Source organism: Faecalibacterium sp. DFI.5.82 (assembly GCF_029076575.1).
GTDB classification, from domain to species: domain Bacteria; phylum Bacillota; class Clostridia; order Oscillospirales; family Ruminococcaceae; genus Faecalibacterium; species Faecalibacterium duncaniae.
This window is the reverse complement of record NZ_JARFIS010000001.1, coordinates 293,086-318,795: the sequence shown is the minus strand read 5'-3', so window position 1 is coordinate 318,795 and position 25,710 is coordinate 293,086. Positions and strand designations below refer to the sequence as shown.

Sequence of the window (25,710 nt, the reverse complement as noted above, 5' to 3'; positions counted from 1 at the left end):
CGATCAAAACGGCATATTTGCGATATGCAGTTTGCGGATGTTGCTTGAGCATCAAAAACACAAACTGCTATACTTTGGATTCAGTATACCATGGTTTTCCCCTACGGAAAAGATAGTGAAAAGCAAAAATGCCCCCGGAGGGCTTGTTCCAACTCTCCGGGGACAGATTCTATGCACCGGTATCTTTCATCTTGTTCCAAGCATTCTCATCCATTATAATAGAGATAGAAAGAAGGTGCCAACATGAAACATCGCATTGTGACGGCTGCGCAGATGAAGGAAATTGAACGAGCCGGGGATGCCCATGGTCTGCCCTACCTGCAAATGATGAAAAATGCCGGACTGGCGGCTTACGCCGAACTGCAAAAGCAGTTCCCACATCCCGGCAGGCTGCTGGTGGTCTGCGGAAAGGGCAACAATGGCGGTGATGGGTTTGTGATCGCCCGCACCGCCGCAAAAGACGGTTGGAATGTGACCGTTTTTCTGGCTGAGGGCGAGCCGAAAACTGCTGATGCCATCCTCAATTTTGAGCGTCTGCACTCCCTGCCGGTGCACATCTGCACCGACGGTTCTGTACTGGAAACCCAGTACTTTGATGCTGCTGTGGATGCCCTCTACGGCACCGGGTTCCATGGTGAACTTCGGCCTTCCGGTCTTGCTGCCTGCGGGCTGATACGCCGTCTGCACAAGAGCGGTGCCTTTGTGCTGGCCGTAGACTTGCCCAGCGGCATCAATACGGATACCGGGGAGGTTGCCGAGGGTGCTGCCCATGCAGATTTGACCGTAACCTTCGACAGTTATAAGCCTTTGCATATGGCAGAAGCTTCTGCGCCGCTGTGCGGAAAAATCGTCTGTGCCGACATTGGCATCCGGGACGAATGGCACCCGGAGTTTTGACGAGGCTTGCCGCTGCGGAAAAGCACCTGCACGCAAAAGACCCCGGCAGCTTTCAAGGCACGCCGGGGTTCTTTTTGTCATTCTGCTGCAAAATGTCTGCACTTTCTTGGCAGAACGCAGAAAATGCGGAAACCGCTTGATTTAGCTCGGTTTCCGCACTAGAATGGAAACCAGAAAAGCAAGCGCAGTTTCCACAAGGAGGACGTTCATGCAGGAAAAGCTCGATGCGCTGGTGCGCACACAGGCCATGCAGTTATTCCGTCAACAGGGGCTGCATTTCACCATGCAACAGGTGGCAGAGCCGCTGCACATCAGCAAAAAAACCATCTACACCGTTTACCCCTCCAAGGAGGCCCTTCTGCTGGACATGGTAGACCACGCCTTTGCGGACATCCACCGCTGCAAGCAGGAAATTCTGGCAGGCAGCGGTACTTTGCAGGAAAAGCTGCGGGCGGTCATCATTGCCATGCCGGATGAGTATGCCGCGCTGGATCTGCGGCAGATGAAGGAGCTGGACGAGAAATACCCGGTGGTGGCGGCGCGGGTGCGCAGTCAATTGGAAAACGGGTGGGGACCCACCATGGCGCTGCTGGAACAGGCTGTGGCAGAGGGGGTCATGCGCCCGGTGTCCCTGCCGGTGCTGCGGCAGATGATCACCGCGTCCATTGAGAGCTTTCTGGCAGACCGCAGTCTGGCAGAAAGCGGGGTGCATTATGTGGCTGTACTGGAGGAAATGATCTCGATTCTACTGGAAGGAGTGTTGCCGCGATGAAACACAGCTTTTGCGAGGACTGGGAGTTTACAAGACACTGGACGGAAGCCTTTGGCAAGGGGCTGCCGGTGCCAAAACAACAAACCGTCCGCTTGCCCCATACCTGCCGGGAGGTGCCACTGCACTATGCCTCCCCCGCCGATTATGAGATGGTCTGCGGCTACCGCAAGCGGTTCCGGGTGCCGCCGGTGCAGGCTGCGCCCCGGCTGTTCCTCCGCTTTGACGGAGCTGCTCATCAGGCGGTGGTGCGGGTCAACGGCAGGGTTGCCGGGCAGCACCGGGGCGGCTATACCGGCTTTACGGTGGAGATCACCGACCTTGTAGATCGGGAGGGTGAAAATCTGTTGACCGTGCAGCTGGACACCAGAGAAGACCCGGCTATTCCGCCCTTTGGCTTTGTCATCGACTACCTGACCTACGGCGGGCTGTACCGGGAGGTCTGGCTGGAAGCTACGGCAGAGAGCCGCCTGACCGATTTGTTCGTCTACACGCCCACCCTACATGATGCCGTGGTGCAGTGGACGGCAGAGCTCACACCCGCAGCCGTGGCGGTCCGCATCCGGCTGGAGACCGCGGACGGCACTCTGCTGGCAGAGCAGACCGCACAGGCGGCAGAAACCGGGAAGAGCCAGCTTTCCGTCCCGGACGCACAGCCGTGGGATACCGAGCACCCGGTTTTGCATCATGCCGTGGCAGAGCTTTTGAACGCAGCCGGACAACCCATCGACCGCAAACAGGTGACGTTTGGCTTCCGCACAGCGGAATTCAAGGCAGATGGCTTCTACCTCAACGGCAAAAAGACCTTTCTGCGGGGGTTGAACCGACACCAGAGCTACCCTTACATCGGCTACGCCGCACCGGAAAGCCTGCAGCGGGAGGATGCCCGCATTTTGCAGGAGGAGCTGCACTGCACCGCCGTGCGCACCAGCCACTACCCTCAAAGTCCATATTTTCTGGACGAGTGCGACCGGCGGGGTCTGTTGGTGTTCACCGAGCTGCCGGGCTGGCAGCACATCGGGGACGACAACTGGAAGGACGCCGCCTGTACGATGTTACAAGAGATGATCTTGCAGAACCGCAGCCACCCCAGCATCATCCTGTGGGGCGTGCGCATCAACGAGAGCGTGGACGACGATGCCTTCTATACCCGCACCAATCAAATTGCCCATCAGCTGGACCCCAGCCGCGCCACCTCCGGTGTGCGGTATCTGGAAAAAAGCCATCTGCTGGAGGACGTCTACGCCTACAACGATTTTTCCCACAACGGCGTAACGCCCGGCGCAAAGCCCAAAAAGGACGTGACCCCCGATATGGGCAAGGCGCTGCTCATCTCGGAGTGCAACGGTCACATGTACCCCACCAAAGCCTTTGACGATGGCCCGCACCGGCAGGAACACGCCTTGCGGCACGTCCGGGTGCAGAACGCCGCCTATGCCAGCGGAGAGCACGCCGGGTGCTTTGGCTGGTGTATGTTCGACTACCAGACCCACAAGGACTTTGGCTCCGGGGATCGCATCTGCTACCACGGGGTGCTGGACAGCTTCCGCAACCCCAAATTGGCGGCAGCGGTCTATGCCAGTCAGGGCGATACTGACCCGGTGCTGGCGGTCAGCTCCTCCATGGACATCGGCGATAACCCCGCCGGGCAGCTGGGCACGGCCTATGTTTTCAGCAATGCCCAACAGGTAAGGCTTTACAAAAACGACGTGTTCGTCACCACCCTGCGCCAAAGCGAGTGGACGGCGCTGCCCCACCCTCCCTTTATGATGGACGATCCCATTGGCGAGCTGCTGGAAACGCAGGAGCACTTTTCCCCCGCCAAGGCTGCCGCTGTGCGGGACTGCCTGCTGGCCGCCGGAAAATACGGCTTGGCGGGACTGCCGCTGGCCTACAAGGTCAAATTCGGCTGGTGTATGCTGCGCTACAAAATGAGCTTTGCAGATGGCGTGGCCCTTTACGGCAAGTACGTCGGCAACTGGGGCGGCGAGGCTACCCGCTGGCGGTTCGATGCCGTGCAGAACGGCAACGTGGTGCGCAGCGTGACCCTTTGCCCCAGTGCAAAGCTGCACTTGGAAGTCAAGGTCAGCCGGACGGCTCTTCGGGAAAAAGATACTTACGATATGGCGGCTGTCCGGGTGCGCATTCTGGACGAGAATGGCACCCCTGCCCCCTACGCACAGTTCCCGGTGCAGTTTGCGGTGGAGGGCAGCGCTGCCCTTGTGGGTCCACAGACCGCCGTTGCCGAGGGCGGCATGACCGGAACCTATCTGCGCACCGTGGGCACTGCCGGAGAAGCCCTGCTGACCGTTTCTGCACCGCAGACCCAGCCCGTTGTGCTGCGGTTCACCATTGAAAAGGAGGACGCTGTATGGAACTGACCCTGAAACAGAAAACCGCATTTGGTATTGGTGCCGTGGGCAAGGATATGGTATATGCTCTGTCGGCTTCTTACGTCATGTATTATTATCAGGATGTGCTGGGGCTTTCGGCCAGCTTTGTGGGCGTCGTGCTCATGGCGGCCCGGTTCTTTGATGCCTTCAACGACCCCTTTATGGGAGTTCTGGTGGCAAAGACCCGCACCCGCTGGGGACGCTTCCGTCCGTGGATCTTTTCCGGCACGCTGCTCAATGCGCTGGTGCTCTACGCCCTGTTTGCCGCCCCGGTGCTGGACGAAGCGGCGTTGATGGTCTATTTCAGCGCGGTGTACGTCCTGTGGGGCATCACCTATACCATGATGGATATCCCCTACTGGTCCATGATCCCGGCCGTGACCCGCACCCAAAAAGACCGGGAGAACCTCTCCATGGTGGGGCGTACCTGTGCGGGCGTTGGTTCGGCACTCATTGCCATGTTTACCATGCTGCTGGTGGGAGCCCTTGGCGGCGACAGCGAGCGCGCCGGCTTCCGCTGGGTGGCGCTGATCGTAGCGGCAATTTTTGCAGTGACAGAGCTGGTGTGCTGCATTTCCATGAAAAAAACCACCCACAGTGAGATGAAAACCGCCACCGTAAAGGAGATGTTCTCCGCCCTGTTCCGCAACGATCAGGCTATGGTAGTGGTGGGCAGCATCGTGCTGATCAACTCGGCGCTGTACCTTACCTCCAACTTCATCATCTATTTCTTCAAATACGACCTTGGCGGTGCAGGCTGGAAAGCCACCTACACCCTGTTTTCCACCGTGGGCGGTGCGGCGCAGATCCTTGGCATGATGGTGCTTTACCCCTTGCTGCGCAAAAAGCTCAGCAGCACGCAGGTATTTCAGCTCAGCCTTTTGCTGGCGCTGTGCGGCTACGGCATGCTGCTGGTGTTCTGCCTGACCGGCCTTTCCCATAGCCTTGCCCTGCTGTGCATTCCGGGCGTTGTCGTGTTCGCCTGCAACGGAATGCTGACCGTGCTGACCACCCTGTTCCTTTCCAACAGCGTGGATTACGGTCAGCTCAAGACCGGACGCCGGGAGGAGAGCGTTATCTTTTCCATGCAGACCTTTGTGGTCAAGGCTGCCTCCGGTGTGGCGGTATTCCTGACCGGCATCGGGCTGGACCTCATCGGTCTTGTGGGCAACACGGAGGAGACCGGCCCGGTGGCAGTACAAAGCGCCGGAACCCTGCTGGGTCTGCGCCTGATGATGACCGTTCTGCCCATGCTGGTGCTGGCTGGTGCGCTGGTGCTGTTCCGCCGCAAGTTTGTTCTGACCGATGCCCGCGCTGCCGAGATCAGCGCACAGCTCCACGGGGAGGAAACGCACCATGACTGAAACGCTGCACTGGTACGCAGAGACCACCGGCGGCGTACGGCAGGGCGCAGCCCCGGTGCACCCGGGCTGCGGCGTGGTGCATCTTTGCACTGACCTGCCCGCCGGGACGCTGAAGGCGGTGCGTGCCGAGATGCCGTGGACGATGGAAGCAGACGAGCGTCTGTTTATGAACGGCTACCAGACATGGACCTACAGCCCGGAGCTGGACCGGAACGGCAAGCTGCGCGGCACCGACCACATCCCCGGCTTTCTGCGCAAAAAATATGCCTTTGACCGCTACGGCGATTATCACTTTGTACCTTACGGGAATCAAAAAGGTCAAAGCCACGGCTTTTCCTACTGCTATTTCCGCAGGGGAGCGCAGTTCCGGCTGGTAGCATCGCTGGACGAGACCCCGGGCTACACCATCCTCCGCTACGACAGCGGCAAAGCCCTGCTGACGCTGGAGCGTGACTGCGCCGGGGTGGAGCATCCCGGCGGCAGTTTCCCACTCCTTGACCTGTTTTTTGCCGAGGGCGGCGAGACCGAGGTGTTCGACGGCTGGTATCAGGCTATGGGCATCAAGCCCCGGACTGAAAAGAAGCTGGCAGGCTATTCCAGTTGGTACAACCGCTATCAGGACATCACCGAGGATACCATCCGGGAGGACCTGACCGGATGTCGCAGCCTGCTTTGTCTGGGAGACCTGTTCCAGATCGATGATGGCTGGGAGCCGAAGGTGGGCGACTGGCTGGAAACAGATGCACAGAAATTCCCCCACGGGCTGAAAGGCATGGTGGAGGAAATTCATGCCGCCGGATTTCAGGCTGGGCTATGGCTTGCACCCTTTGTGTGCGAAAAGGACTCTGCCCTTTTCCGGCAGCACCCGGACTGGCTGCTGAAAGTGGACGGTGCGCCGTGGTGCTGCGGCTGCAACTGGAGTAGTTTCTATGCGCTGGATCTCGACAACCCGGCCGTGCTGGATTATCTGCGCCGGGTATTTGACCGGGTGCTGAACGACTGGGGGTTCGACCTTGTCAAGCTGGATTTTCTGTACGGCGCTGCACCCTTTGGCAACGCCCGCGAGAGCCGGGCAGCCCGGATGTACCGTGCTATGGAGCTTTTGCGCAGTTGGTGTGGACAAAAGACCATCCTTGGCTGCGGCGTACCGGTGATGCCGGCTTTCGGGCTGGTGGATTACTGCCGTGTCAGCTGTGACGTAGGGCTGGACTGGGACGATGTGTGGTATATGCGCCTGTTCCACCGGGAGCGGGTGTCCACAAAGCAGGCCATCAACAACACGCTATTCCGGCGGCAGCTCAATGGCCGTGCCTACGGCAGCGACCCGGATGTGTTCTTCCTCCGGGAGGAAAACTGCAAGTTGACGGCAGAGCAAAAACGCACCCTTGCCACAGTCAATGCCCTGCTGGGCAATGTGTTCCTTACCTCGGATATGCCGTCCCACTACACGGATGCGCAGCGGGCAGAGTACCGCCGTCTGCGCACCCTCTTTGAGCACGCCACACAGGTGCAGGCAGAAGCGGAAAACGGCCGTCTCTATATCCGGTATCTGCTGGACGGAACTCCACAAAAATTATGTTTCGACCTGTTCTGACAGTGTGAACAAACCACAACAAAACCACACCCGCCCATGTACTGTGCTTTGCACACAATACGCAGGCGGGTGTTTTGCTGTGGCCGGTGCGTGCCAGAAAGATCGCTGCCGCCGTGGCCTGTGCGCCCTTGATGCCCTCCGGGTGGTTGTGGGTGACCTCGGCAGTCACCTTTGCCATCTCCAGCGTTTTGTCCAGCGTATCAAACAGCCAGCCTGCCGCAGCCACCCTGCCACGCCGGACAGACCGCATGGAAGATATACTTTGCGGGCAGCCCGAATGCCGGGGTACACACTGCCCTGCCCGGCTCGCAGTGCCCGATGGCTTCACAGGCGGCGGTCAGCTCCTGCTCCCCTGCTGCCTGATAGATGGCACGGCTGGTGCCGCTGCCCTGCAAAAGGTTCCGGTTCGCCGGGTTGACGATGGCATCCACTGTTACCTTGGTGATGTCGTTGCGGATCATCAAAAAAGGCATGCTGGTTCCTCCCTCATGTGGTTTTTCACATTTCCCGCTGCTCCACGATTTCCAGACTGTCCCGCCCGACATGGCAAAGCAGAAACAGCACGCTCACACCTGCGGCTTTCGCTTCGGCCAGCGCTGTGCCAAACTCCGGCTGCGTGCCAACATTCGGCCTCACCTCGGTGATGCCTTCCATCTGGATCACAAAGGCTACTGCGCACCGATACCCTGCCCGCTGTGCCTGCGCTAACTCGTGCAAGTGCTTCACGCCCCGTTCGGTGGGTGCATCCGGGAAATAACCGATGCCGCCCACTTCCAATGTGCAGCCTTTGACTTCCAGCAGGTACTTCTGTTCGCCCTTTTCCATGTAAAAGTCGATGCGGGACTTGCCATAGGTGAATTCCGGCTTGATATAGTCGTAGCCCTGTTTTGCAAGCCACTCCCCTACCACCTTGTTGGGTGCCTGACTGTCCATATTGACCCAACCAAGTTCCTGCTTGTGTACCGCCACAAGGTCGTATTTTGTCTTGCGCTTCGGGTTGTCCGACACTTCCAGACGCACCGCCGCACCGGGCAGCAGCAGTTCCTTGCACCGCCCGGTGTTTTTGACATGGACGGTTTCCACCACACCGTTCACGTTTACATGGGCAATAAAACGGTTGGGGCGGTCAAGAAAAATGCCGTCCGCGATCTCTCTGTATTTCAATGTTTACTCCATTCTTGTCTGATACGCCTGCGCCGTCCGGGCATCAAAACAGCAGAAGATGACCCTCATATCGTAGTCGGCGTGGTTTTGCAGCCAATCGGTCACTGTATCCACCGCAATTTGGGTGGCGGCATCCAGCGGATAGCCATACACGCCCGTAGAAATTGCCGGGAAGGCGATGCTGTGGATGTCATAGGTCTTTGCCAGCTCCAGCGAATTGCGGTAGCAGTCTGCCAACTGCACAGTGTCCTCCGAGGTACCAGAGTAGATGGGGCCCACCGTATGGATGATATACTTCGCCTTCAGCCGGTAGCCCTTGGTGATTTTCGCTTCGCCGGTGCGGCAGCCATGCAGGGTGCGGCACTCGGCAAGCAGTTCCGGCCCTGCTGCCCGGTGAATTGCTCCATCCACGCCACCGCCGCCCAACAGGCTGCGGTTGGCCGCATTCACGATGCAGTCACAGTCCAGCTTGGTAATGTCTCCCTGCACTACTTGAATCTGATTCTTGATTTTTGGGGGAATCGTTGCAGACACCTCACTTTTTGAGCAGTTCCAGTGCCTTATCCATAGGCACGCAGCTAGCATAGAGATCCGGCCAGAGGAATTCATTGTAATAGCGATAGCTCTGCTCTCCTGTCATGTATTCGTTGTCCTGCGTGGAATTTGCATAGGCAGGGACGATCATATGAAAATCGTGCTCAAAGCCTGCTTCTATCGTTGCATTGATGCAGAAGTCGGTCATGATGCCGCAGACCATCACATCTTTTTCGCCCTTTGCGGTCAGATATTCCAGCAATCCGCTCTCTTTCTTGAAAGCGTTGCATACAGTCTTGACGAACCGTTTTTCGGTCTGCAGTGGTGCAAACTCAGAATAGATATCAAACTCATCATCCCCAATGGAGAAACCGGTGCCGGGCCCATCGTCATGCTGGACATAGACGACCTCGATTCCCTGTTCGCGGGCAGTCCGGATCAGCTCCTTGATGTTGCTGACAAACGTTTCAAACGCATACAGGCGTTCATCCACGATACCTTTCTGTGTATCCACAACCAATAAAACCATGTGTAAGCCCTCCTGTTTTTCTTTGATTTCATTCTACCATAGACCGTTTCTTTCTACAATCGGATTCAAAAAATCCCCACAGGGAAAACCTGTGTTTCACCTGCAGGGATTGATTCAGCCACCCAAGACGATCAGGATCAGCACCGCGACCACTGCAATAGCGATCAGGCAGCCGCACCCGCTGCCGTCCCCACCGCCGCCACCATTGTTGTGATTTCCGCCGCCACCGCCGCCGGACGAACCGCCAAAGTTGCGGTTGAAAGCCGTCATGTACTGGGCATAGCCCGTGTCGCCTTTGCCGAAATAGCCGTAATCACCGTTTGCCATTGTATTTTCCTCCATCTGAAGTGTGTTTTGCTTCTTCTGAGGTCATTTTACTGAAAGAGCTGTCCTATAAACATCTCTTTCAGCATTTTTGTCATCTCATTCTTCCCCGATGCCCAGATACACATCAATGTCCATGATACCTTCCCCGCTGACCTCCACCAAGTCCTCAAAGGGCACCACGGTGTCTCCCACCTGCAAGGTGCGGAACACCGGGTCGATGCGATCCGCTTTTCCGGTCAGCGTGAGGTAATTGCCCACCGCCGGAACCTCCGGGTGGGCGGTATCCTCTTTGAAATACCGCACCGTGATGGTCATGCCCTTGGTGACCTGCATCAGCCGATCGGACAGGGCGGACATTTCTTCCTCGGTCAGAATGCGCTTGGTTACACGCTCCGTGCGCTGCTTTTCTGCGGCAAGCTGCTCGTCGTAGCCCCGCAGCGGAGAGAAGGGCGAGAAAATTTTGGCACGGTTCTGTAAAGTCATGCGAGGGTGCTTGCGGAGGGATTCTTCGGTCTGGGGACGTTCCATCTCCAGGATGTCCCCGTACTTTTGGGCGGTCTCCAGCCCGATCCTGCTATTTTTGTAGTTTTCCATCTGAACCTCCCGCACTATGCCCGCCGATCTGCGCGTTGCGCTGTCGCATGGTGGCACCTTCCTCATAGCTGCTGGCTTTCAGCACGGCGTTTTTGCCGTACTTATTCTTGATACCCAGCATGGCTTGCTGGAGTTTTTTCTCCTTTTCCAGCTTCTTGGTGTCGGTGAAAAAATCCACCTGATAGATGCCCTCGTCCGGCGTGACCTTGTTGGCGTTGATGGTAATGCGCCGCACCGTCAGCGCCGGGTCGGTGATGCGCTCAAACAGCTTTGCGCTTTCGTTGATGAGGGTGCTGCCCAGATTGGTGGGGACATCGAACCGGACGGTACCGTGCGCCGCTTTGGGGATGACTCTGCCGTAGCGGTCGGTCTGGGTCAGACCACGGTAGCCGCCCTTGTCCACATTCTCCCGGTCGTAGCCGATCTCCAAGGTGATGGATTCTGTCACCAGTTTCTTTTCCGTGAGCCGGAACATCAGAATTTCCGCCATCTCCCGGACGATGAGCTTGGCTTTGTCGTTGGGGTAAGGGCAGGTCAGCACCTGTCCCTCACTGATGCTGTTGGTGCTGGGCTTGTAGCTTTTGATCTCAGCCATACCGCAGGGCTCATAGCCCCATGCGTGGTCGATGAGAATTTCTGCATCCACGCCAAAAATTTCATACAGACGGTCTTCTCCGTGGATAGAAAACCGTGCCAAATCCCCCATCGTATAAATGCCGTGGGCTTCCAGCTTTTTCACGGTGCCTGGGCCTGTCATCCAGAAATCCGTCAGCGGGCGATGGTTCCACAGCAGATATCGGTAGGACTGCTCGTCCAGCTCCGCAATGCGGACACCATCCTTGTCCGCCGGGATGTGTTTTGCCACAATGTCCATGGCCAGCTTTGCAAGGTAGAGGTTGGTGCCGATGCCTGCCGTTGCGGTGATTCCAGTGTTGTACAGCACCTCCCGCACCATGGTCATGGCAAGCTCATGGGCACTCATGTGGTAATAGGGCAGATAGCCCGTCACATCAATGAAAACCTCGTCGATGGAGTAGGGGTAGATATCCGCCGGGGACACATATTTGAGGTAGGTCTTGTAGATTTGGGTGGAAACATCCAGATACCGCTGCATCCGGGGCGGCGCAACAATGTAGCTCAACCCCAGTGCAGGGTCTGCGTTCAGGGCATTGGCATCAAAAGAGGTGCTGGCAAAGTGGTATTTGCCATCTTCCCCACGCACCGCCTTTTTCTGCCGGATGGCAGTTTGCAGCCGCTGGGCGTTGACCTCCTTCACCCGCTGAACGGCTTCAAACAGCCGTGCTCTGCCAGATATCTTGTAGGCTTTCAGGGAGGGCGACACCGCAAGGCAGATGGTCTTTTCGGTGCGGGAGGCATCCGCTACCACCAGATTGGTGGTCAGGGGGTCCAGATGGCGGTCTACGCACTCCACCGAGGCATAGAAACTTTTCAGATCGATTGCCAGATAGGTGCGCTGCGCTGCCATACTTCAGCCCTCCTTTGCAAAAGTCACAACTATTTATTTTATTATAATAAATAGTTGCACTGTTTTCAAGATGGAACGCTATTTTATCTGTGATATAGACAACAAAAAAGAGTGGCAGCATTTCAAGCTGAAACGCTGTCACTCTGTAGGAACTACGTAATGACTGACGATTATCCTTCTACTTTGACCGTAAAGAATGGACGGAAAATGTGAAAGGCTTGTGAAAAGACGGATCTCTGTAATCCAGATTGCTTTTTGAATACCATATAAAAAAGAAAGAGCCCGTTTCCGGACAAATTCGTTGGAAGCAGATTTGTTCGGAACGGGCTCTTGTAGCCGATATGCAAAGTCATGAAACATATAAAATAGGAAAAGCGTCAAAAATCATCTTGGCCAGCGCTCTTTTCTGGACATGAGTGGCGCGAATGGTACATGAGGATGCGTCTGGTACCAGTAAGCTGTGGTAGCGACATCATCCTGACGTTCAAAAAGACCTCCGTGGCTGACACCAATCTGCTGCAGAGTTACCTTAAGGTCCTTCTCAAAAAGGATAGGATCAAGAAGGTGCCAGCGGTAGAAGCTGCGTTGTGGCATCTGATCATCATTGTGGTAATCATTATGAAGGAAGGTATCGTGGCTAGAGTAGTAAGGATAGCCAAGATACGGAGTACAGTACTGATTTTCAACGGTTTGGCCATTTTGCTGTGTTGCAAAGCTCCAGGCACCGCCGAAGTAATCTTCTGTTCCGGTTCCGCAAATGGTTGGATAATCCTTGTCTCCATCGATGTAGAATTTCATCTCACCTTCTCCGTACCAGTAGCGTTCGAGGCTGGTAAGCGCAAGATAAGTTCCAACGTACTGGCCTTTCCCTTTGATGTTGTCGAGGACAACGTAGTCTTTTGCCTTTTCCGTTATACGCTGACGACGCCACTGGGCATGGAAATAGGCAGCATCCTCCGGAACCGTTGTCAGGCAATAGTCGATCTGATAAAAGAAGGCCGGAATCGGCTCATCACCCTGATTTTCAATGGTAATACGGGCGTTTTTACGGAACGGCATCGGGAAATAGCTGTTGAAACCACGGGTCGGATTGACAGCAATCGGGACTGAGTTTACCTGGTAGGAAACACCGAAGCCGCAGCAGAAGAAATCGCCAAGCGGGCATTCAACGGATGGGAATTCTTCATCGTCCCAGTACATGCGCAGAACAAGATCCCGCAGAACATAACGGTTACGTTCACTGGTACGGTCTGTAACGGTGATCCAGATGTGCTGAATCATGCCTTCTCCCTGGATCTCACCAAGTGTTACGGTCTCTCCTGCTTCTATTTTCGGGATACACGGGGAACCCTTTCTGGACGGACCAAGATCGCTGGATGCCATGCCGCCTTTTCCTTTTTCTCCGTTCCGGTTTTCCCAGTTGATGGAACGGGACTGTCCGTTTTTCAGCCGGAAAATATTCTGTAAACCACAATCAAACATCATATATTCCTCCTACTCACAAATGAGCAACTGTCTTTTATGTTGAATTGAATTCATTCAAACAATTCCGCTTAACAGGTACAGTCTCCACCCATGTTCCAGTTGATTCCTTGAAGGGGATTGCTTGCAAAGTTGTTATTATTGTACACTTTTATTTGTATAAAAGCAATGTGCTACTGCCATAAATCTTTAGCACCACACTTATGAATGCATAACCACAACATGAATTTTAACAAACAGACAGATAAGCCGACTCAAAAAGAAACATCATTGTACCAGCAAGCAGTGCGTCCGTCTATACAAACGCCGAGGGTTCCTCCCACATGGGAAGGGATTCCTCGGCGTTCTTCATTTCATGCTTTTTGATTGCCCGGTCAACAGTATCACGCGCCTTACTGCAATGCACAGATCACAGCCACTGTTTCAGCACATCGTTCAGCTTATTCAAATCAAGCGGTTTAGCGATATGCTCGTTCATGCCGGTGTTCTTTGCCAGTTGCACGTCCTCGGCAAAGGCATTTGCCGTCATGGCAATGATGGGCACTTTGCCCCGGCTGCCGGCAAGGGCACGGATCGCAGCAGTGGCTTCGTAACCATTCATAATGGGCATCTGGATGTCCATAAAAATGAGATCGTACCACTTTTCTGGCGCTTCCATCACCTTTTCGACTGCAATTTTTCCGTTTTCGGCGCTGTCGATGGTCACGCCTGTCATTCCTATGATCTCGGTTGCGATCTCACGGTTCAGCTCGTTATCTTCCACAAGAAGGATCCGCTTACCCGCATAGTTTTCCTTCGCAAAGTCTTCCAGATAGTTCCGGGCGTTTTCCTCCTTCTTCCCGGATGTAAACTGCCGCAGAGTTGCCGTCAGACGGGAACGGAACAGAGGTTTTGCCATAAACGCATTCACGCCCGCTGCTCTGGCTTCTTCTTCGATCTCGCTGAAATCAAAGGAAGTCAGGATGATGATCGTGACATCTTCTCCTACCCGTTCCCGGATTTTTCTGGCGGTTGCAATACCGTCTATTTCCGGCATCTTCCAGTCCAGGATCACCGCAAAATAGTCGCGGCCGGTCTTGTGCCGCGCCGCGCAGCGTTCCACGGCTTCCTTGCCGGTCAGGACCCATTCGCCCTCTATGCCGATCTCCTGAAGGGTTGCAACGGTGCTTTCGCAGCAGGTCTTGTCATCGTCCACGACCAGTACCGGCAGATCGAGCAGTTCTTTTTTCTGTTCCTTCTCGTTCTCCTGAAGCTTCAGATAGACCGTGACCGTGATCTTCGTTCCCTTGTTGGGAGCGCTTTCGACCTGAATGTCACCATTCATCAGGTTGACGATGTTTCTTGCAATAGCCATGCCAAGACCGGTGCCCTGCACCTTGGTCGTCCGGTGATCGTCTGCCCGGCTGAACGGCTCGAACATGATCTTCTGGAATTCCGGTGTCATACCGATGCCGTTGTCCTCGATGGAAAACTCGTAGCAGCCAAGCTTCGAGAAGCCGTTCGGTTTTTCCTTGATCGTAAGGGTGATGTTTCCTCCATCCGGGGTATACTTGACGGCGTTGCTCATCAGGTTCACAAAGACCTGTTGGATGCGCAGGCTGTCGCCGCAGACAGCTTCGTGCTCAATGTGCTCAACATGGACTTCGAACTGATGGTGGTGCTCGTCGATTGCCGGTTTTGTGAGGGTGAGCAGGTTATCGACCAGCTCCGGCAGGCTGAAATCCTCCTCGGCAAGGCTTATTCGCCCACTCTCGATTCTGGCCATATCCAGCACTTCATTGATCAGTCCCAACAGATGACGACTCGACTTTGTGATCTTGCCAAGGCACTCGACCACCCTGTCCTGACTCTCGATATTCGCACCCGCAATGGCGGTCAAGCCAACGATTGCATTCATCGGTGTACGGATATCATGGGACATATTGGAGAGAAATTCCGTCTTGGCGCGGCTTGCGTTTTCCGCCGCCCGGTACGCATCCTTCAGTGCCTTATGAGATTCGATTTCGGCCTTTTTCTCCTGTGACACATCCATAGATGCCAACAGTGCTTTGACCAGCTTTGTGCCATCCCACTCCAGCGGAATGAAGGAACCGATCTTATAGGTGTTTTCATCTATGGAGCAGTATTCAAATTTGTAGATGTCGTTCTCGCCCTGCAAATTCCTGCGGATATTTTCCGGTGAGAACAATGCGTCCATCGCCGCCAATGGCTCCAACGTCTTATACCTTGCAGCCACCTGCTCCACAAAATCATGGTAAGCCCCCGTCGGCGCATAGATCATGTCGCCTTGCAGGTTATAGAACCGATACCGGTCATTCTCCAGATCGCAGACGACAAAGCGGTCCAGCAGACGCACCATACTCTTGATCAAAAGATCCATCGATGCGTTATCTGAGGCCATCTGCATCCGCCGTGCCGTCTCTGCTTTGGACTCTGTGATGTCCCGCAGAAAAATCATCGCATATTCGGAATCTTCGATCTCGCCGCTCATGACCACGTTGCTGACCCATCGTTCCTCCCCATCCAGAACGATGCGGCACTCCTGACGCAGCTCCGTCTCAAGCCCCTTTAGTTTTTCCGTGATGTAGGCGCGATTATAGAAATTCGTTACAGACTTTTTGTCCTCTTCAACCACATAGTTATCCACAAAGAATCTGACCAGTCCATCCCATGTGTGGTTCTGCTCAAAGGCCGTCATCAAAGAGGGCTCCACTTTGAAAGCATCAAAGGTATTCTTTTCCAGATTTACATAGTATTCGCAGAGGTTTGCGCTGGTAAATGCACGGTGAAATGCCGCTGCCCGCTGCGCCTGCATCCGGCTTCTTTTTTCCACGTCAATGTTGCTGATGATTCCGGCAATTCGATTGGCCGAGCCATCCAGACGGCGTATCACCTCCGCCGATGCCCGGAACCAGTGGTATTGGCCATCCTGTATTTTCAGCCGGTACTCAACATTATACTTTGTAGTATTGGTTTTGTCCGCAATCGTTTCCAAAAGCAGCTGCATTACCCGGTCATAGTCCTCCGGGTGCAGAAGGTTCGACCACGAATCCAGTTTGTTCGGAAAATCCAGAATGTCATGATATCCAAGGATCTGCCGGAACGCATGGCTCCAGTTCACATGAACGATCTCACCGTTTTCATTACACTCAAAATACCATAGTGCAGAATGGATGGATTCATTAACCAGCGCAAGGTTCTCATACGCCCAGTTCATCTGTACTGACATGATCCAGATCGGTGTTCCATCCGTATCGACTGCATCTTTTTTGTAGAGACGCACATAGACAGGAGAGCCATCTGCTGTAAGGATCCGGCCTTCCCCTTCGCCTTGGAGCTGACGAAAGCGTGCATTGTCAAGGAATGCGGCATCTTTCTTATAGAAAAGATTCTTCAGCGAACCCTTTGTCTGCTCCATCAGGGATGCATAGCTGTGGTTCAGATTATGCAGCAACAGATCACTGACCGACAGGATCGACAATTCGGCATCATAGTACCCGGTAATGGTTCCGACACCGCCATTATGATAGATCGTCTCCCGCATTGCCTGAAATGCATTTTTTCCCAGCCTTACCGTATCGGAAGTGTAGATTTCATCTGTAAGTCTTCTATCGAATTTCATTTTCATCCTCGTAGGGTTTTGATCCCGCCGCACGCTTCAATTCTGGTATGTCTTTTGTGGTCAACTGGCATACTGATTTGTGATCAAGCTTGTACAGTATAACTAGTATAGTATACTTGCGCAGCATTTCGTTTTCAAGTGCTAATTGGCATTGGCTGTGCAAAAAAGAGAGGCCAATCTGCGTGAAAATTTACGCAAGTTGATCCCTGTACTTTTCCACAATCCGGCTATCAGTATAGACAGCCGCCCTGCGATGCGGTATACTCGAACCAGATCAACATTCCCGTCACAGCACGCGGAAAGATCGTGGGGAAAATATACGGGTAACAGGCGCAATGCTCCGCAAAGCTGCTATATAAACTAAAAAATCCGCCGAGGATGCCTCCCAACTGGGAAAGCTCCTCGGCGGTATTCGTTGATCTGCTCCGGGCTATGGTGGTGCCCCACCAGATAAGCCACCCGGTTCACAGGATATATTCCATCTGCCGTTCCTTTGTCCTCATGCCCATTTTTTCGTAAAAGTGCTCTGCCGAGGTGTTTCCTGCCCAGACGTTCAGCGTCACCTCATAGCAGCCTTGCTCTTTTGCCTGCTGCTTCACATATTCAAACAGGCTTTCCCCGATATGCTGTCCTCGTGCCTGCTGGTCAACGCACAAATCGTCGATGAACAGTGACTTAAAGGGCACCATATTCGTAGAAAATGGCTGCTCCTGCATCTGACAGAAGGCATAACCCATACACACCCCCTCCTCGTTCACGGCAACATAAATGGGTTTATCTTCCTGCTTCAAAAGTTCAGTCAGTTCGCAGACAGTGTATTTGGTAGTGCCGGGAATAAAAACATCCGGTCGGATCTCAGCATGGATCTGCAATACCTGCCCCAGCAGCGCAAGAAGTCTGGGAATATCTTTTTCCTCTGCCTTACGGATTTTCATTTCATTTTGCACCTTCCCGTTTTTCAATTTTACGAATTCAGTATACCACACCCAATCCCATTGTAAAAGAGGATATGTACGCCGCCCGCAGGCGGCACCCTTTATTCTCCCGGTGATTCTTGAAGCCAGCCTTTGCGCAGCTGTTCCAGTGCGTGGGTCTCGAGCCTTGAGACATAACTTCTGCTGATCTGGAGCAGCTGTGCCGTTTCCAGTTGGGTCAGGGGCGGCTGACCCGCCAGCCCGTACCGCAGCAGGATCAGCTTGCGCTCCCGGGCGGGCAGGCCCTCGATCAGCCTGCGCAGCCGCCGGGCCTCGTCCTGCCGCTCACAGGCATCCTCCATGCAGAAACCGTCCTGCAGTACATCGGAAAGGGTCAGTGCGCTGTCCTCCTTTCCCGCTTCCAGTGTTTCCTGCAGGGAAACGACCACACCATTTCTGCGCTCCCTGCGAAAATGCATCCGCAGCTCATTTGCTATCCTCTCCCCAGCGCACTTTGGGATGGAAAAGAGAATCCCCCTCTTTCACGCAATGACGCATCTACGTCAAAATGGATTTTTTGAAACCGAGAGAGCGGTTCCTTTTTTCTGCTTCAGAGGGTGTCATGTGAGGGTTGTGGCCTAACCCCTCTATACATCTTGCAGGTAACTTTGGCAGGCCCCCGCACCACCGTAGAGGCGCAGGCGTTCTACCGTATGTACCACTCTTACGCCGACATCCCGAACCCATGGGACCGTCTGCGTTGGTGCCGCTATGGTCTTGACCTGCTGCAAAAAGAGGTTGCTGCCATGGTGGGCATGGAGGAATGGCTCTATCGGGATCTGGAAAGCGGCGCATTTCACCGCAGCTTTACGCCGGAACTTGCGGACAAGCTCGCCGCCCTTTACGGCATCCCGGTGGAGGATATTCTGGACGACTACACCCTGTTTCTGCACCGGGGCGGAGGAGCCTTCCTCCGCAGATACCGGGAGGCAAAAGGCTGGAACCGTCAGCAGCTTGCCGACCATGCCAAGGTAGGCAGGACAAGTATTCGCTGCTGGGAGACCGGACAGAAAACCATCAGCCAAAAGTGTTTCCGGCTTCTGGCCGAAAATCTTGGGCCCGATTTTCTTTCTATGCTGCGCATGTGAGGTATGGTAATTTTTCTCCGGCCAAACGAAAAAGCTCGTCTGCAAGCCACGATATGTGGCAGCGCAGACGGGCTTTCGTTATGGAATCATTCTGTTTCAATTATTCTGATATTCGCTCTGACTTACATGGCGTTCCGTAAAACACGCAGTCGTTCTTCAAACGTTTCTTTCCATGCCGGATGCTCGGAGAATACGGTGTGCCCCACCTGACGGACTTGGTTCAGTCCGATGTTCCGCACCGCTTCCACTGCAGCATCTTTTTGGCTCAGATGGCGTTTTCCCACGGTCAGACAGTTTGCGCCTTCTGGCGTGTCGTACTGCTGAAACGCCCGGTTGAAGTCCATCAGGTCATGCAGACGGATGGGCTGATTGGTTTCGTTGTCTACCAGCAGACCCCAATTTTCCCAATGACGGTCGGTATTGCCCACCAGATAATCCAGAATGTTCATCATATAGTAGCCGGGAGCATCCAGCTCTAAGATCTTATCCAGCGTATTCCAATCACGGTTCGTGCAGTAGACGTCATAGGCTGCATAGGTCACAAGACTGTATCGCTGAGATGTCATGATTTTGCTGATAGAAACCGGCTCATTTTCAAACATCCCCTGCTCATACAGTACCTGATGGCAGTCAAAGCACCGGCAGATTTTGCTTGCCAGCACTTCACGTTCCACCGCTTCCCTGCCACCATCCTTGTAAAGATAGAAGCCATCCTCTTTTCGCACCCACGCCTTGGGGTACAAGCCGCCCGTAGACAGGTCATTTGCCAGAAGATGGGCGTTTGTCACCGTCATTTGGTGCCCCCGCAGCGCAATATCCACAAGCGCATTGCTTAAGGAGTGTGCAAAAAGGTTGATATCCTCGAATCGAATCTTCTCGTTTTCTTCTTTCACCCAGAACACATCCAGCAAAGACAGACAATGGTAGGATAATGCAATCTGTGCTCGTTCCCTGTCCGTAACACTCTGAGATGCACCGATACTGTTCAGGATTTCCTTGGCGTAGGTGCGATCCAACGTCAACATCCGGGAGGCGCACCAATAGTAAAAGTTCGTTACATTATTGATGCGCTCGTCAAAATCATCCGATTCCACCAGAACCAGATCATAGGGCATGAAATCCTCGAGGCAGACCCTGCATTCCCCTGTCGTGCTGAGTTGTGCCACACAGCTTTCCCGGTGCATGATCTCGTAAAACATGGTTTTCATCCCTCCCTGCGTTCTGTGTCTTGCTCTGTATTTATATTACCTTCTTTTTTCACGGGACGCAAGAGCTTTTACTTTTCAAAAAGCTTTTTCTGCTGCTCTATCAGGACGGTTTCGATACGCTCTTTCAGCAAAAAGTGGAACTGTTTGGGGTAATATGCAGCGTCAAATAATTTCCAGCCATTTGTGATCCTCCGCCATTCTTCCCTGCGTCTTTTCAACAAGCAGAACCGGGTCATATTCCGGAACGCCAACAGCATCCAGATAGTAATCCAAGCCCTTTCGTGTTTTCGGAATGCATCGGTCTGCCAGAAAGGCCAGGAAGTCTTCCCATGAGGGCGTTTCGTTCACACCAAACGCAGTATCCAGTATTTCGTCAACTTTGTTTTCGATGCAGATCTGCTCCGCTGTAAAATCTGCCAAAATCACGGTACACAACGTATCTCCGTCATAATACCGATATTCTTTCAGCTGATGTCCTTTCTGTTCTGCATTTCTGCGGAACAGTTCCGAGTCTGTTGATGCAAGCGGTCGGACGGTGATTTTTTCACCGTCAAAAGAAAGTTCTACCCGGTCCTCTTTTGAAAGTCCCATCGCATGAAGCCACACTGCCGGGAGATTGACCGAATACTTTTCTGCATTCTTTCCTGCTGTTCCCCCGGCTTTTCTTCTCATAATTTTCACGCTGCGACGATTCATGCACTTCACCTTCCCTTGCAAAAAGAATACCATATTGGCCGCCAACAATCAATGATTTTATTTTGTCAGCAAAATTCCAAAAACTTATGTAACACAAAAAGCCCCACGCTCAACACTGCCTCTGAATCTGACCGTCTCTGGTCAGAGCAGAAAAGCATATGTTGAGCGTGGGGCTTTGTTTATCGGCTCGGCTGCCAACCGGGCTTTTGGTGTTCTTTGGGTTTGTAAGTTCCTTTGGTAGTATCGATCACCGCCTGCAGCAATTCGAGCTTTTGCCATGTGGGGCAGTTCAGACGGTCGATTTTTTCGATCACATAGTTGGCGTGGGCGGTTGCGACCCGTTTTCCGAGTTCGTCCCATCCCTCTTTCGTTTTGGGGTAATGTACCACCACTTCAATGGGGGCACTCTTTCGCATGGCTCACTCACCTCCGATTACATTGCTATCACCTCATTTTTACGGGTTACTGGTTGTCCGCTATTCGCTGCGGCTTCCGCTCATAACATTCAGAGCCAGACTGACCAGCAAAGCCATATCAATGCGGAGCATTTCAGCCTTGCTGGCATAGCCCATAAAGCGTTCGATGCGGGATTTATCGATCGTGAAGATCTGCTCCAGAAGAATCATGGACGGTTCTTCAAAGGCCGGGTTGGAATCCACCAGCACATGGGTGGGCTGGTTTTTCTTCTTTTCCGTCCGGGTGGTAACAGTTGCAACGATCAATGTAGGCGAATGACGGTTTCCAATGTTGTTCTGCAGAACTACCACAGGGCGTTTCCCGCCCTGTTCCGAGCCGATATGCGGCTCCATGTCTGCATAGTAGATGTCCCCTCTGAGATATCTCCAATTGTTCGGTAACATAAAAATCAACCTCCTTTTTATGTAAGAAACAGCCGCCGCAGACGGATACCACGACGGCTGTTGTTCAGGAGGTAAAACGAAACTGTCAGTTTTTCAGCGGCAGACTCATCTCACGGCTGGCACCGTTATAGAGGCGGAGAATCTGCCGCATATGACGGTTGGCAGAGCTGCCGGTATCCTTCTGCGCCAGTTGGGTGATGGTCTTGGGGTGGGTTCGTGCCAACTGCTGCACCAGCCGTTCCCGGTCGTATTCGCCCTCATAGACGGAGATAAACCGGGTCACGCCCCGGATCACACCGGCAAGGTAGGAATCCACATTGCCCTTCCACGCCTCGTTGATGATGTGAAGCATCTCGACGTAGCGCTCACAGCCATACTGTTTGTACAGCTCGTATGCCGTTTCGATGCAGTAGATCTTCCAGGCTGCCCGGATGCCGTCGTAGGCAAACTCCACACCGGTATCTACGGTGGCTCTCACAAAGTGGATTGCATCCGGGTTTCTTGCCACCAGATTAGCACGCAGACGTTCGCCCGCCGTCAGGCAGGTGGAAATGCCGGTCTGCAACGCAAAGAGCGTTGCTTCGTCCTCCTTGCTCAGACCAAGGAAAACCTTGCAGCGGATGGGCAGGTCCTTACCGCCGTTGCAGGCCCGACGTGCCTCCACCGTGTTCTGCCCGTCAAAAACGTAATAGCGGCCATCCCGGAAGCTGACCTTCGGATCATTCGCAATGTACTCCGAGAAGTTTTCCGCAATGGATGCCACCTTCTCCGTGCGCAGAAGGCGCTGGTATTCCATGCAGGGGAAGAGCAATGCGCTGTTCACGAACTGGTAGGTAAAGGTGCTTTCGGGCAGGGTGCTGAGGTTCAGGTTGGAATTCAACATATTTACATCTCCTTTACAGTGTTCAGGTAGGTCGTCATTCGGTCGATCAATGCAGAAACGTCTTCCCTGCTGGTTTCATTGGTTAAAACATCCGGATAGTTCTGGAAAATAATGCCCCATCGGAACATAAAATCCTCTGCTGCGCCTTGCAACTCGCACAGCATGATGGAACCACTTTTTGCAATGCGGTCTCGGTACCGGCTGTCCACCGATACCTTCAACCGTGCCATGTCCTCCTCCGAGAGGTGGCGCTTGTGCCCCTGTATCTTCTGAAGAAAACTTGGTGGTCCGTTGCTGGCAGGTTCGATTTCCTCCTCCGGTGGGGAGGGTGTCACCGGCTCCGGTGCTGCGGGTTCCTCGTTCTGCGGAGGTTCCGGCGGTTTCGGCGGCGCAGACTTTGGCGGCGGACGCTCCGGCTTCGGTCTGGAAAGCAGATTCTCGTTCCGTTTGCCTTTTTCTTTCCGAAGCTCGTCCAAAATGGCCGGACGCTCTTCCTTGGGGATCGCAGGCAAAGCAGCAATCTGTGCATCCGTTGCCTTGATGCGCCCGGTCAGGATCTCCTCCTGTGCTCCGGGCACCGCTTCCTCAGCGGCATCTATGCCCTGCGAGTATTTTTCGGCACGTCGCACCGTCTTTTCTCCAACGCCGTGCTCGGAAGCAATGCGTTGACAGGTTCTGGATTCTGTGAAAATGTGGTCATTTTGACCACATTTTCGTATTCCATGTTTGCTGCCGAGAGGTGCGCCCACCGCCAGCTTGGTCGATTCATACTCCTTGCCCAGAAGAAACTTCTTTCGTTCTGGGCTGAGATTTCTGCGGCCAAGCTGATTTTTGCAGATCCATGCAAGCGCTTCGTACTTGTTCGCAAGCTGGATTTCTTCCACTTCAAACTTGATAAAGCCGTGCTTTTTCAGGATGCGGTAGCGGGTGTGCCCATGGTTTCTCTTAATTTGCCCCCGGCACCCCTGAGAAAGGGAAACATTCAGGCGTTGGATTTGCACCACTCCATTGGCCTCTCGGCCACCCCGTCTTCTTTATGACCGGGCCGCGAATTACGGAAGTATCATTATCTGGAAGTACCTGAAGCTGCATATTCAATTTTCAAGGTCCGCCCGGCTGCGGCTCCCGCTCCCTTTCGGAGCTGGGCCGCTGCTGTGACAATAGTGTATCGTACTTTCGAGCAAAAGTTTATGGACTCGTAGTCCAAGTCACCCACCCTCTTAGTCCATATATTGTATACAACAGTCCCAAAAAGCAAAAAAATCCCGCCTGAAAAGCAAAACCTTCGCTTTGCCCTCAGACGGGATGTCTTTCGACACGACTGTTAGCTAAATCAACCAATAAAGGCCTCCGAGTCTCTTTCTTATTAGGAAAAGATTCAGAGGCCTCTGTTTTTACAATTTTTTCGGAATAGCGGCTTTCACCAGCAGCGTCATGGGACGGCCCAGTTCATCTTTCATTCCGGGAATCCTCAGCATCTCTGCAGAGGTTCGTTGTCATATTCGCTGGTATGGAGTGGTTTCACTGGCTGCATTGAACTTCTGATAACATCCAAAATGGTCTGATCCGCCGGAAGCCACGGAACGGAATCAATGTCATCTTTTGTCAGCCATCGTGCAGCTTCCGCTTCTTTCAGAACAAGATCGCCGGAAACCACTTCACACCAGAAGCAGTCCATGGAAAGATGAAACGCCGGATAATCGTACTCGATTGTACCAATTAATTCCTCCACGGCGATTTCCGTGTCCAGTTCTTCTTCGATTTCCCGCTTCAGAGCCTTCTGCGGGGTTTCGCCCGGCTCGATTTTGCCGCCCGGAAACTCCCACTGGCCTTTATAGTCGCCATAACCACGGGCGGTGGCGTAGATTTTGTACTTTTCCTGCATGGAGTCGCAAATCACAGCGGCCACAACACGAATCGTTTTCATAACGTTCTCCTTTTGGATTCATTATAATGGCCGACCGTCAGAAGTCCCACCGACACGATAGAACACCCTGTTTCCTGCTTTTCTTGCAGTAAGCAGCCCCATCTCATGGAATTTCATCACAAACGTCCGAATGGTTGCATACGCAGCGTTTCGGAAATCTTTTTCCAGCTGCTTTGTGGTAAACTCCTCTGCACCATAAGCAGACAGAACATACTCCCAGAGCAGCCGTTCTTTTTCTGTGATTTTTCCTTCCGCAAGAGCAGTTTGATATACCTCAAGATCAGTTTTCGGCGGGACTGCATCCACCTGCAGGCGGTTATAGACCTCATTGCAGAAGTAGAACAGAAAGGGAGTCACATCCGTATAGCCGGAAATCAGAGCATTTCTCTCCACGCGTTCGTAGGCTTTGTAATATGCGTCCTTGTTTTCAGCGATGTATCGGGAAAACGGCGTGAATAGTGCCGCAGGATAGCCCTGCTGAACAAGATACCAGAGGTGGAATAGCCGTGCAGTGCGTCCATTCCCGTCAAAATAGGGGTGGTAGTATGCAAAAGCAAAGTGCAGAATGGCAGCCTTATGCAGCTCATTGATGCCGTCATTGGCATTCGCAAAATCGACAAGACATTTCATAGCACCGGGAAGCCGCTCTGCCGGAAGTCCCGGTCTGGGTTCTTCACCGCCCACAATAAAAACCTCGCCATGCCGATAAAAGTGGTTTGGCAGTAATCGATCTTCATCCGGGAGATAATCCCCTGTGCTGATCTGATATAGGTAATGCAGATTCTCCTCGGTGATCGTATTCTGACGATTCGCGATAAACTCCAGTCCGCGCTTCATACCATAGATGCGGGCTTCTTGTTCATCACGAGGGGCATAACCATCGAGGATATAACGGATACTGCTGCGGGTCGAGCGGATACTTTCAATTTGAAAAGTAGCATAAATTTCCTCGGTCATCGCCGACAAACCGAAGTTTTGTCCACTGACCGGGGCAGAGAGCAACTGCTTCATACCATTTGTTGAAATTTGCGCGAGGTTCGGCAGGTAAAACAGCTTATTTCCAGAAAAATCAGTCAACGGCAGAGGCTGCGCAAAGTTTTGCCGCAGCAATTCGGCAAATTCTTTGACGCTGACAGTCGAGTACTTGTATTCCATCCGATTGAGTTCAAACAAATGCTTATCTGAAAGCATTTTGGCAAACTGTGCCCCATCCATTCTGTCCACCTCGCAGTTGATACTTATTGATACTATATAGTATCATATATACCGATTCTTTATAAAAAAGTCAACCGAAACAGGCCGAACCAACCTTTTTTCCA

At 53.5% G+C, this 25,710-nt stretch carries 25 protein-coding genes and 1 pseudogene; 6 read left to right on the top strand and 20 right to left on the bottom strand.

What is annotated here, in order from left to right; genetic code table 11:
* Nucleotides 1–243: 243 nt before the first annotated feature.
* The 5 genes from P0G09_RS01710 (at nt 244) to P0G09_RS01690 (ending at nt 7,017) form a co-directional block, all read left to right on the top strand.
* A complete protein-coding gene (locus P0G09_RS01710) occupies nt 244–897 on the top strand; it encodes an NAD(P)H-hydrate epimerase (protein WP_275251751.1) in 654 nt (217 codons plus the stop codon).
* A gap of 208 nt (nt 898–1,105) precedes the next feature.
* Complete coding sequence (locus tag P0G09_RS01705; RefSeq protein WP_275251750.1) at nt 1,106–1,669, top strand: TetR/AcrR family transcriptional regulator; 564 nt, start codon at nt 1,106–1,108, stop codon at nt 1,667–1,669.
* Nucleotides 1,666–4,047, top strand: coding sequence for a glycoside hydrolase family 2 TIM barrel-domain containing protein (locus tag P0G09_RS01700; RefSeq protein ID WP_275251749.1), 2,382 nt, complete (start codon nt 1,666–1,668; stop codon nt 4,045–4,047). The genes P0G09_RS01705 and P0G09_RS01700 overlap by 4 nt, the downstream gene beginning before the upstream one ends.
* Nucleotides 4,038–5,423, top strand: coding sequence for a glycoside-pentoside-hexuronide (GPH):cation symporter (locus P0G09_RS01695; RefSeq protein ID WP_275251748.1), 1,386 nt, complete (start codon nt 4,038–4,040; stop codon nt 5,421–5,423). The genes P0G09_RS01700 and P0G09_RS01695 overlap by 10 nt, the downstream gene beginning before the upstream one ends.
* Nucleotides 5,416–7,017: a glycoside hydrolase family 36 protein gene (locus P0G09_RS01690; RefSeq protein WP_275251747.1), complete on the top strand. Its 1,602-nt coding sequence runs from the start codon at nt 5,416–5,418 to the stop codon at nt 7,015–7,017. The genes P0G09_RS01695 and P0G09_RS01690 overlap by 8 nt, the downstream gene beginning before the upstream one ends.
* Before the next feature lie 112 nt (nt 7,018–7,129).
* On the opposite strand, the pseudogene P0G09_RS01685 reads toward P0G09_RS01690, so the two are convergent.
* The 12 genes and pseudogenes from P0G09_RS01685 to P0G09_RS01630 all read right to left on the bottom strand — a co-directional run.
* Nucleotides 7,130–7,195, bottom strand: a pseudogene (locus P0G09_RS01685) (hypothetical protein); the annotation flags it as partial.
* A 22-nt stretch (nt 7,196–7,217) separates the two neighbouring features.
* Entirely contained in the window at nt 7,218–7,490 is a 273-nt protein-coding gene (locus P0G09_RS01680) for a macro domain-containing protein (RefSeq protein WP_275251746.1), read from the bottom strand.
* Nucleotides 7,491–7,515: 25 nt separating this feature from the next.
* Nucleotides 7,516–8,181, bottom strand: a complete 666-nt coding sequence (sfsA, locus tag P0G09_RS01675; protein WP_275251745.1) for a DNA/RNA nuclease SfsA — start codon at nt 8,179–8,181, stop codon at nt 7,516–7,518.
* A 3-nt stretch (nt 8,182–8,184) separates the two neighbouring features.
* Nucleotides 8,185–8,691 (bottom strand): O-acetyl-ADP-ribose deacetylase, encoded by a 507-nt coding sequence (locus P0G09_RS01670; protein WP_342760515.1) that lies wholly within the window; start codon nt 8,689–8,691, stop codon nt 8,185–8,187.
* A 25-nt stretch (nt 8,692–8,716) separates the two neighbouring features.
* Entirely contained in the window at nt 8,717–9,244 is a 528-nt protein-coding gene (locus P0G09_RS01665) for an isochorismatase family protein (RefSeq protein WP_156070532.1), read from the bottom strand.
* Between the two features lie 114 nt (nt 9,245–9,358).
* Nucleotides 9,359–9,571, bottom strand: coding sequence for an HFLK protein (locus tag P0G09_RS01660; protein WP_156068823.1), 213 nt, complete (start codon nt 9,569–9,571; stop codon nt 9,359–9,361).
* Between the two features lie 96 nt (nt 9,572–9,667).
* Nucleotides 9,668–10,165: a hypothetical protein gene (locus P0G09_RS01655; protein ID WP_275251743.1), complete on the bottom strand. Its 498-nt coding sequence runs from the start codon at nt 10,163–10,165 to the stop codon at nt 9,668–9,670.
* Nucleotides 10,146–11,651, bottom strand: a complete 1,506-nt coding sequence (locus tag P0G09_RS01650) for a DNA methylase (RefSeq protein ID WP_275251742.1) — start codon at nt 11,649–11,651, stop codon at nt 10,146–10,148. The genes P0G09_RS01655 and P0G09_RS01650 overlap by 20 nt, the downstream gene beginning before the upstream one ends.
* Before the next feature lie 384 nt (nt 11,652–12,035).
* Nucleotides 12,036–13,136, bottom strand: a complete 1,101-nt coding sequence (locus tag P0G09_RS01645) for a glycoside hydrolase family 172 protein (protein ID WP_342760506.1) — start codon at nt 13,134–13,136, stop codon at nt 12,036–12,038.
* Between the two features lie 406 nt (nt 13,137–13,542).
* Nucleotides 13,543–16,755, bottom strand: coding sequence for a PAS domain-containing hybrid sensor histidine kinase/response regulator (locus tag P0G09_RS01640; RefSeq protein ID WP_275251741.1), 3,213 nt, complete (start codon nt 16,753–16,755; stop codon nt 13,543–13,545).
* Between the two features lie 464 nt (nt 16,756–17,219).
* The gene (locus P0G09_RS01635) at nt 17,220–17,690 is read right to left on the bottom strand and encodes a GNAT family N-acetyltransferase (protein ID WP_275251740.1); all 471 of its coding nucleotides are present in this window, start codon (nt 17,688–17,690) and stop codon (nt 17,220–17,222) included.
* Nucleotides 17,691–17,791: 101 nt separating this feature from the next.
* The gene (locus tag P0G09_RS01630) at nt 17,792–18,148 is read right to left on the bottom strand and encodes a sigma-70 family RNA polymerase sigma factor (protein ID WP_098922699.1); all 357 of its coding nucleotides are present in this window, start codon (nt 18,146–18,148) and stop codon (nt 17,792–17,794) included.
* 189 nt (nt 18,149–18,337) lie between these two features.
* Here P0G09_RS01630 and P0G09_RS01625 point away from each other — a divergent pair, with 189 nt between their 5' ends.
* Nucleotides 18,338–18,817: a helix-turn-helix transcriptional regulator gene (locus P0G09_RS01625; RefSeq protein WP_275251739.1), complete on the top strand. Its 480-nt coding sequence runs from the start codon at nt 18,338–18,340 to the stop codon at nt 18,815–18,817.
* 122 nt (nt 18,818–18,939) lie between these two features.
* Here the strand turns inward: P0G09_RS01625 and P0G09_RS01620 are convergent, their stop codons facing one another.
* The 8 genes from P0G09_RS01620 to P0G09_RS01585 all read right to left on the bottom strand — a co-directional run bounded on the left by P0G09_RS01620 (nt 18,940) and on the right by P0G09_RS01585 (nt 25,606).
* Nucleotides 18,940–20,025 carry a hypothetical protein gene (locus P0G09_RS01620; protein WP_275251738.1) on the bottom strand — a complete coding sequence of 362 codons (1,086 nt, stop codon included), beginning with the start codon at nt 20,023–20,025 and terminating at the stop codon, nt 18,940–18,942.
* A gap of 162 nt (nt 20,026–20,187) precedes the next feature.
* Nucleotides 20,188–20,721 (bottom strand): AbrB/MazE/SpoVT family DNA-binding domain-containing protein, encoded by a 534-nt coding sequence (locus tag P0G09_RS01615; protein WP_249241623.1) that lies wholly within the window; start codon nt 20,719–20,721, stop codon nt 20,188–20,190.
* 179 nt (nt 20,722–20,900) lie between these two features.
* Nucleotides 20,901–21,137, bottom strand: a complete 237-nt coding sequence (locus P0G09_RS01610) for a hypothetical protein (protein WP_005922522.1) — start codon at nt 21,135–21,137, stop codon at nt 20,901–20,903.
* A gap of 60 nt (nt 21,138–21,197) precedes the next feature.
* A complete protein-coding gene (locus P0G09_RS01605) occupies nt 21,198–21,581 on the bottom strand; it encodes a type II toxin-antitoxin system PemK/MazF family toxin (protein ID WP_275251737.1) in 384 nt (127 codons plus the stop codon).
* An 85-nt stretch (nt 21,582–21,666) separates the two neighbouring features.
* Nucleotides 21,667–22,464, bottom strand: coding sequence for a DUF6551 family protein (locus P0G09_RS01600; protein WP_275251736.1), 798 nt, complete (start codon nt 22,462–22,464; stop codon nt 21,667–21,669).
* A gap of 2 nt (nt 22,465–22,466) precedes the next feature.
* A complete protein-coding gene (locus P0G09_RS01595) occupies nt 22,467–23,348 on the bottom strand; it encodes a hypothetical protein (protein ID WP_275251735.1) in 882 nt (293 codons plus the stop codon).
* Nucleotides 23,349–23,935: 587 nt separating this feature from the next.
* On the bottom strand, nt 23,936–24,391 hold the full coding sequence (locus P0G09_RS01590; RefSeq protein ID WP_275251734.1) for a (deoxy)nucleoside triphosphate pyrophosphohydrolase: 456 nt from the start codon (nt 24,389–24,391) through the stop codon (nt 23,936–23,938).
* Nucleotides 24,392–24,412: 21 nt separating this feature from the next.
* Nucleotides 24,413–25,606, bottom strand: coding sequence for a Fic family protein (locus P0G09_RS01585; RefSeq protein WP_275251733.1), 1,194 nt, complete (start codon nt 25,604–25,606; stop codon nt 24,413–24,415).
* Nucleotides 25,607–25,710 lie beyond the last annotated feature (104 nt).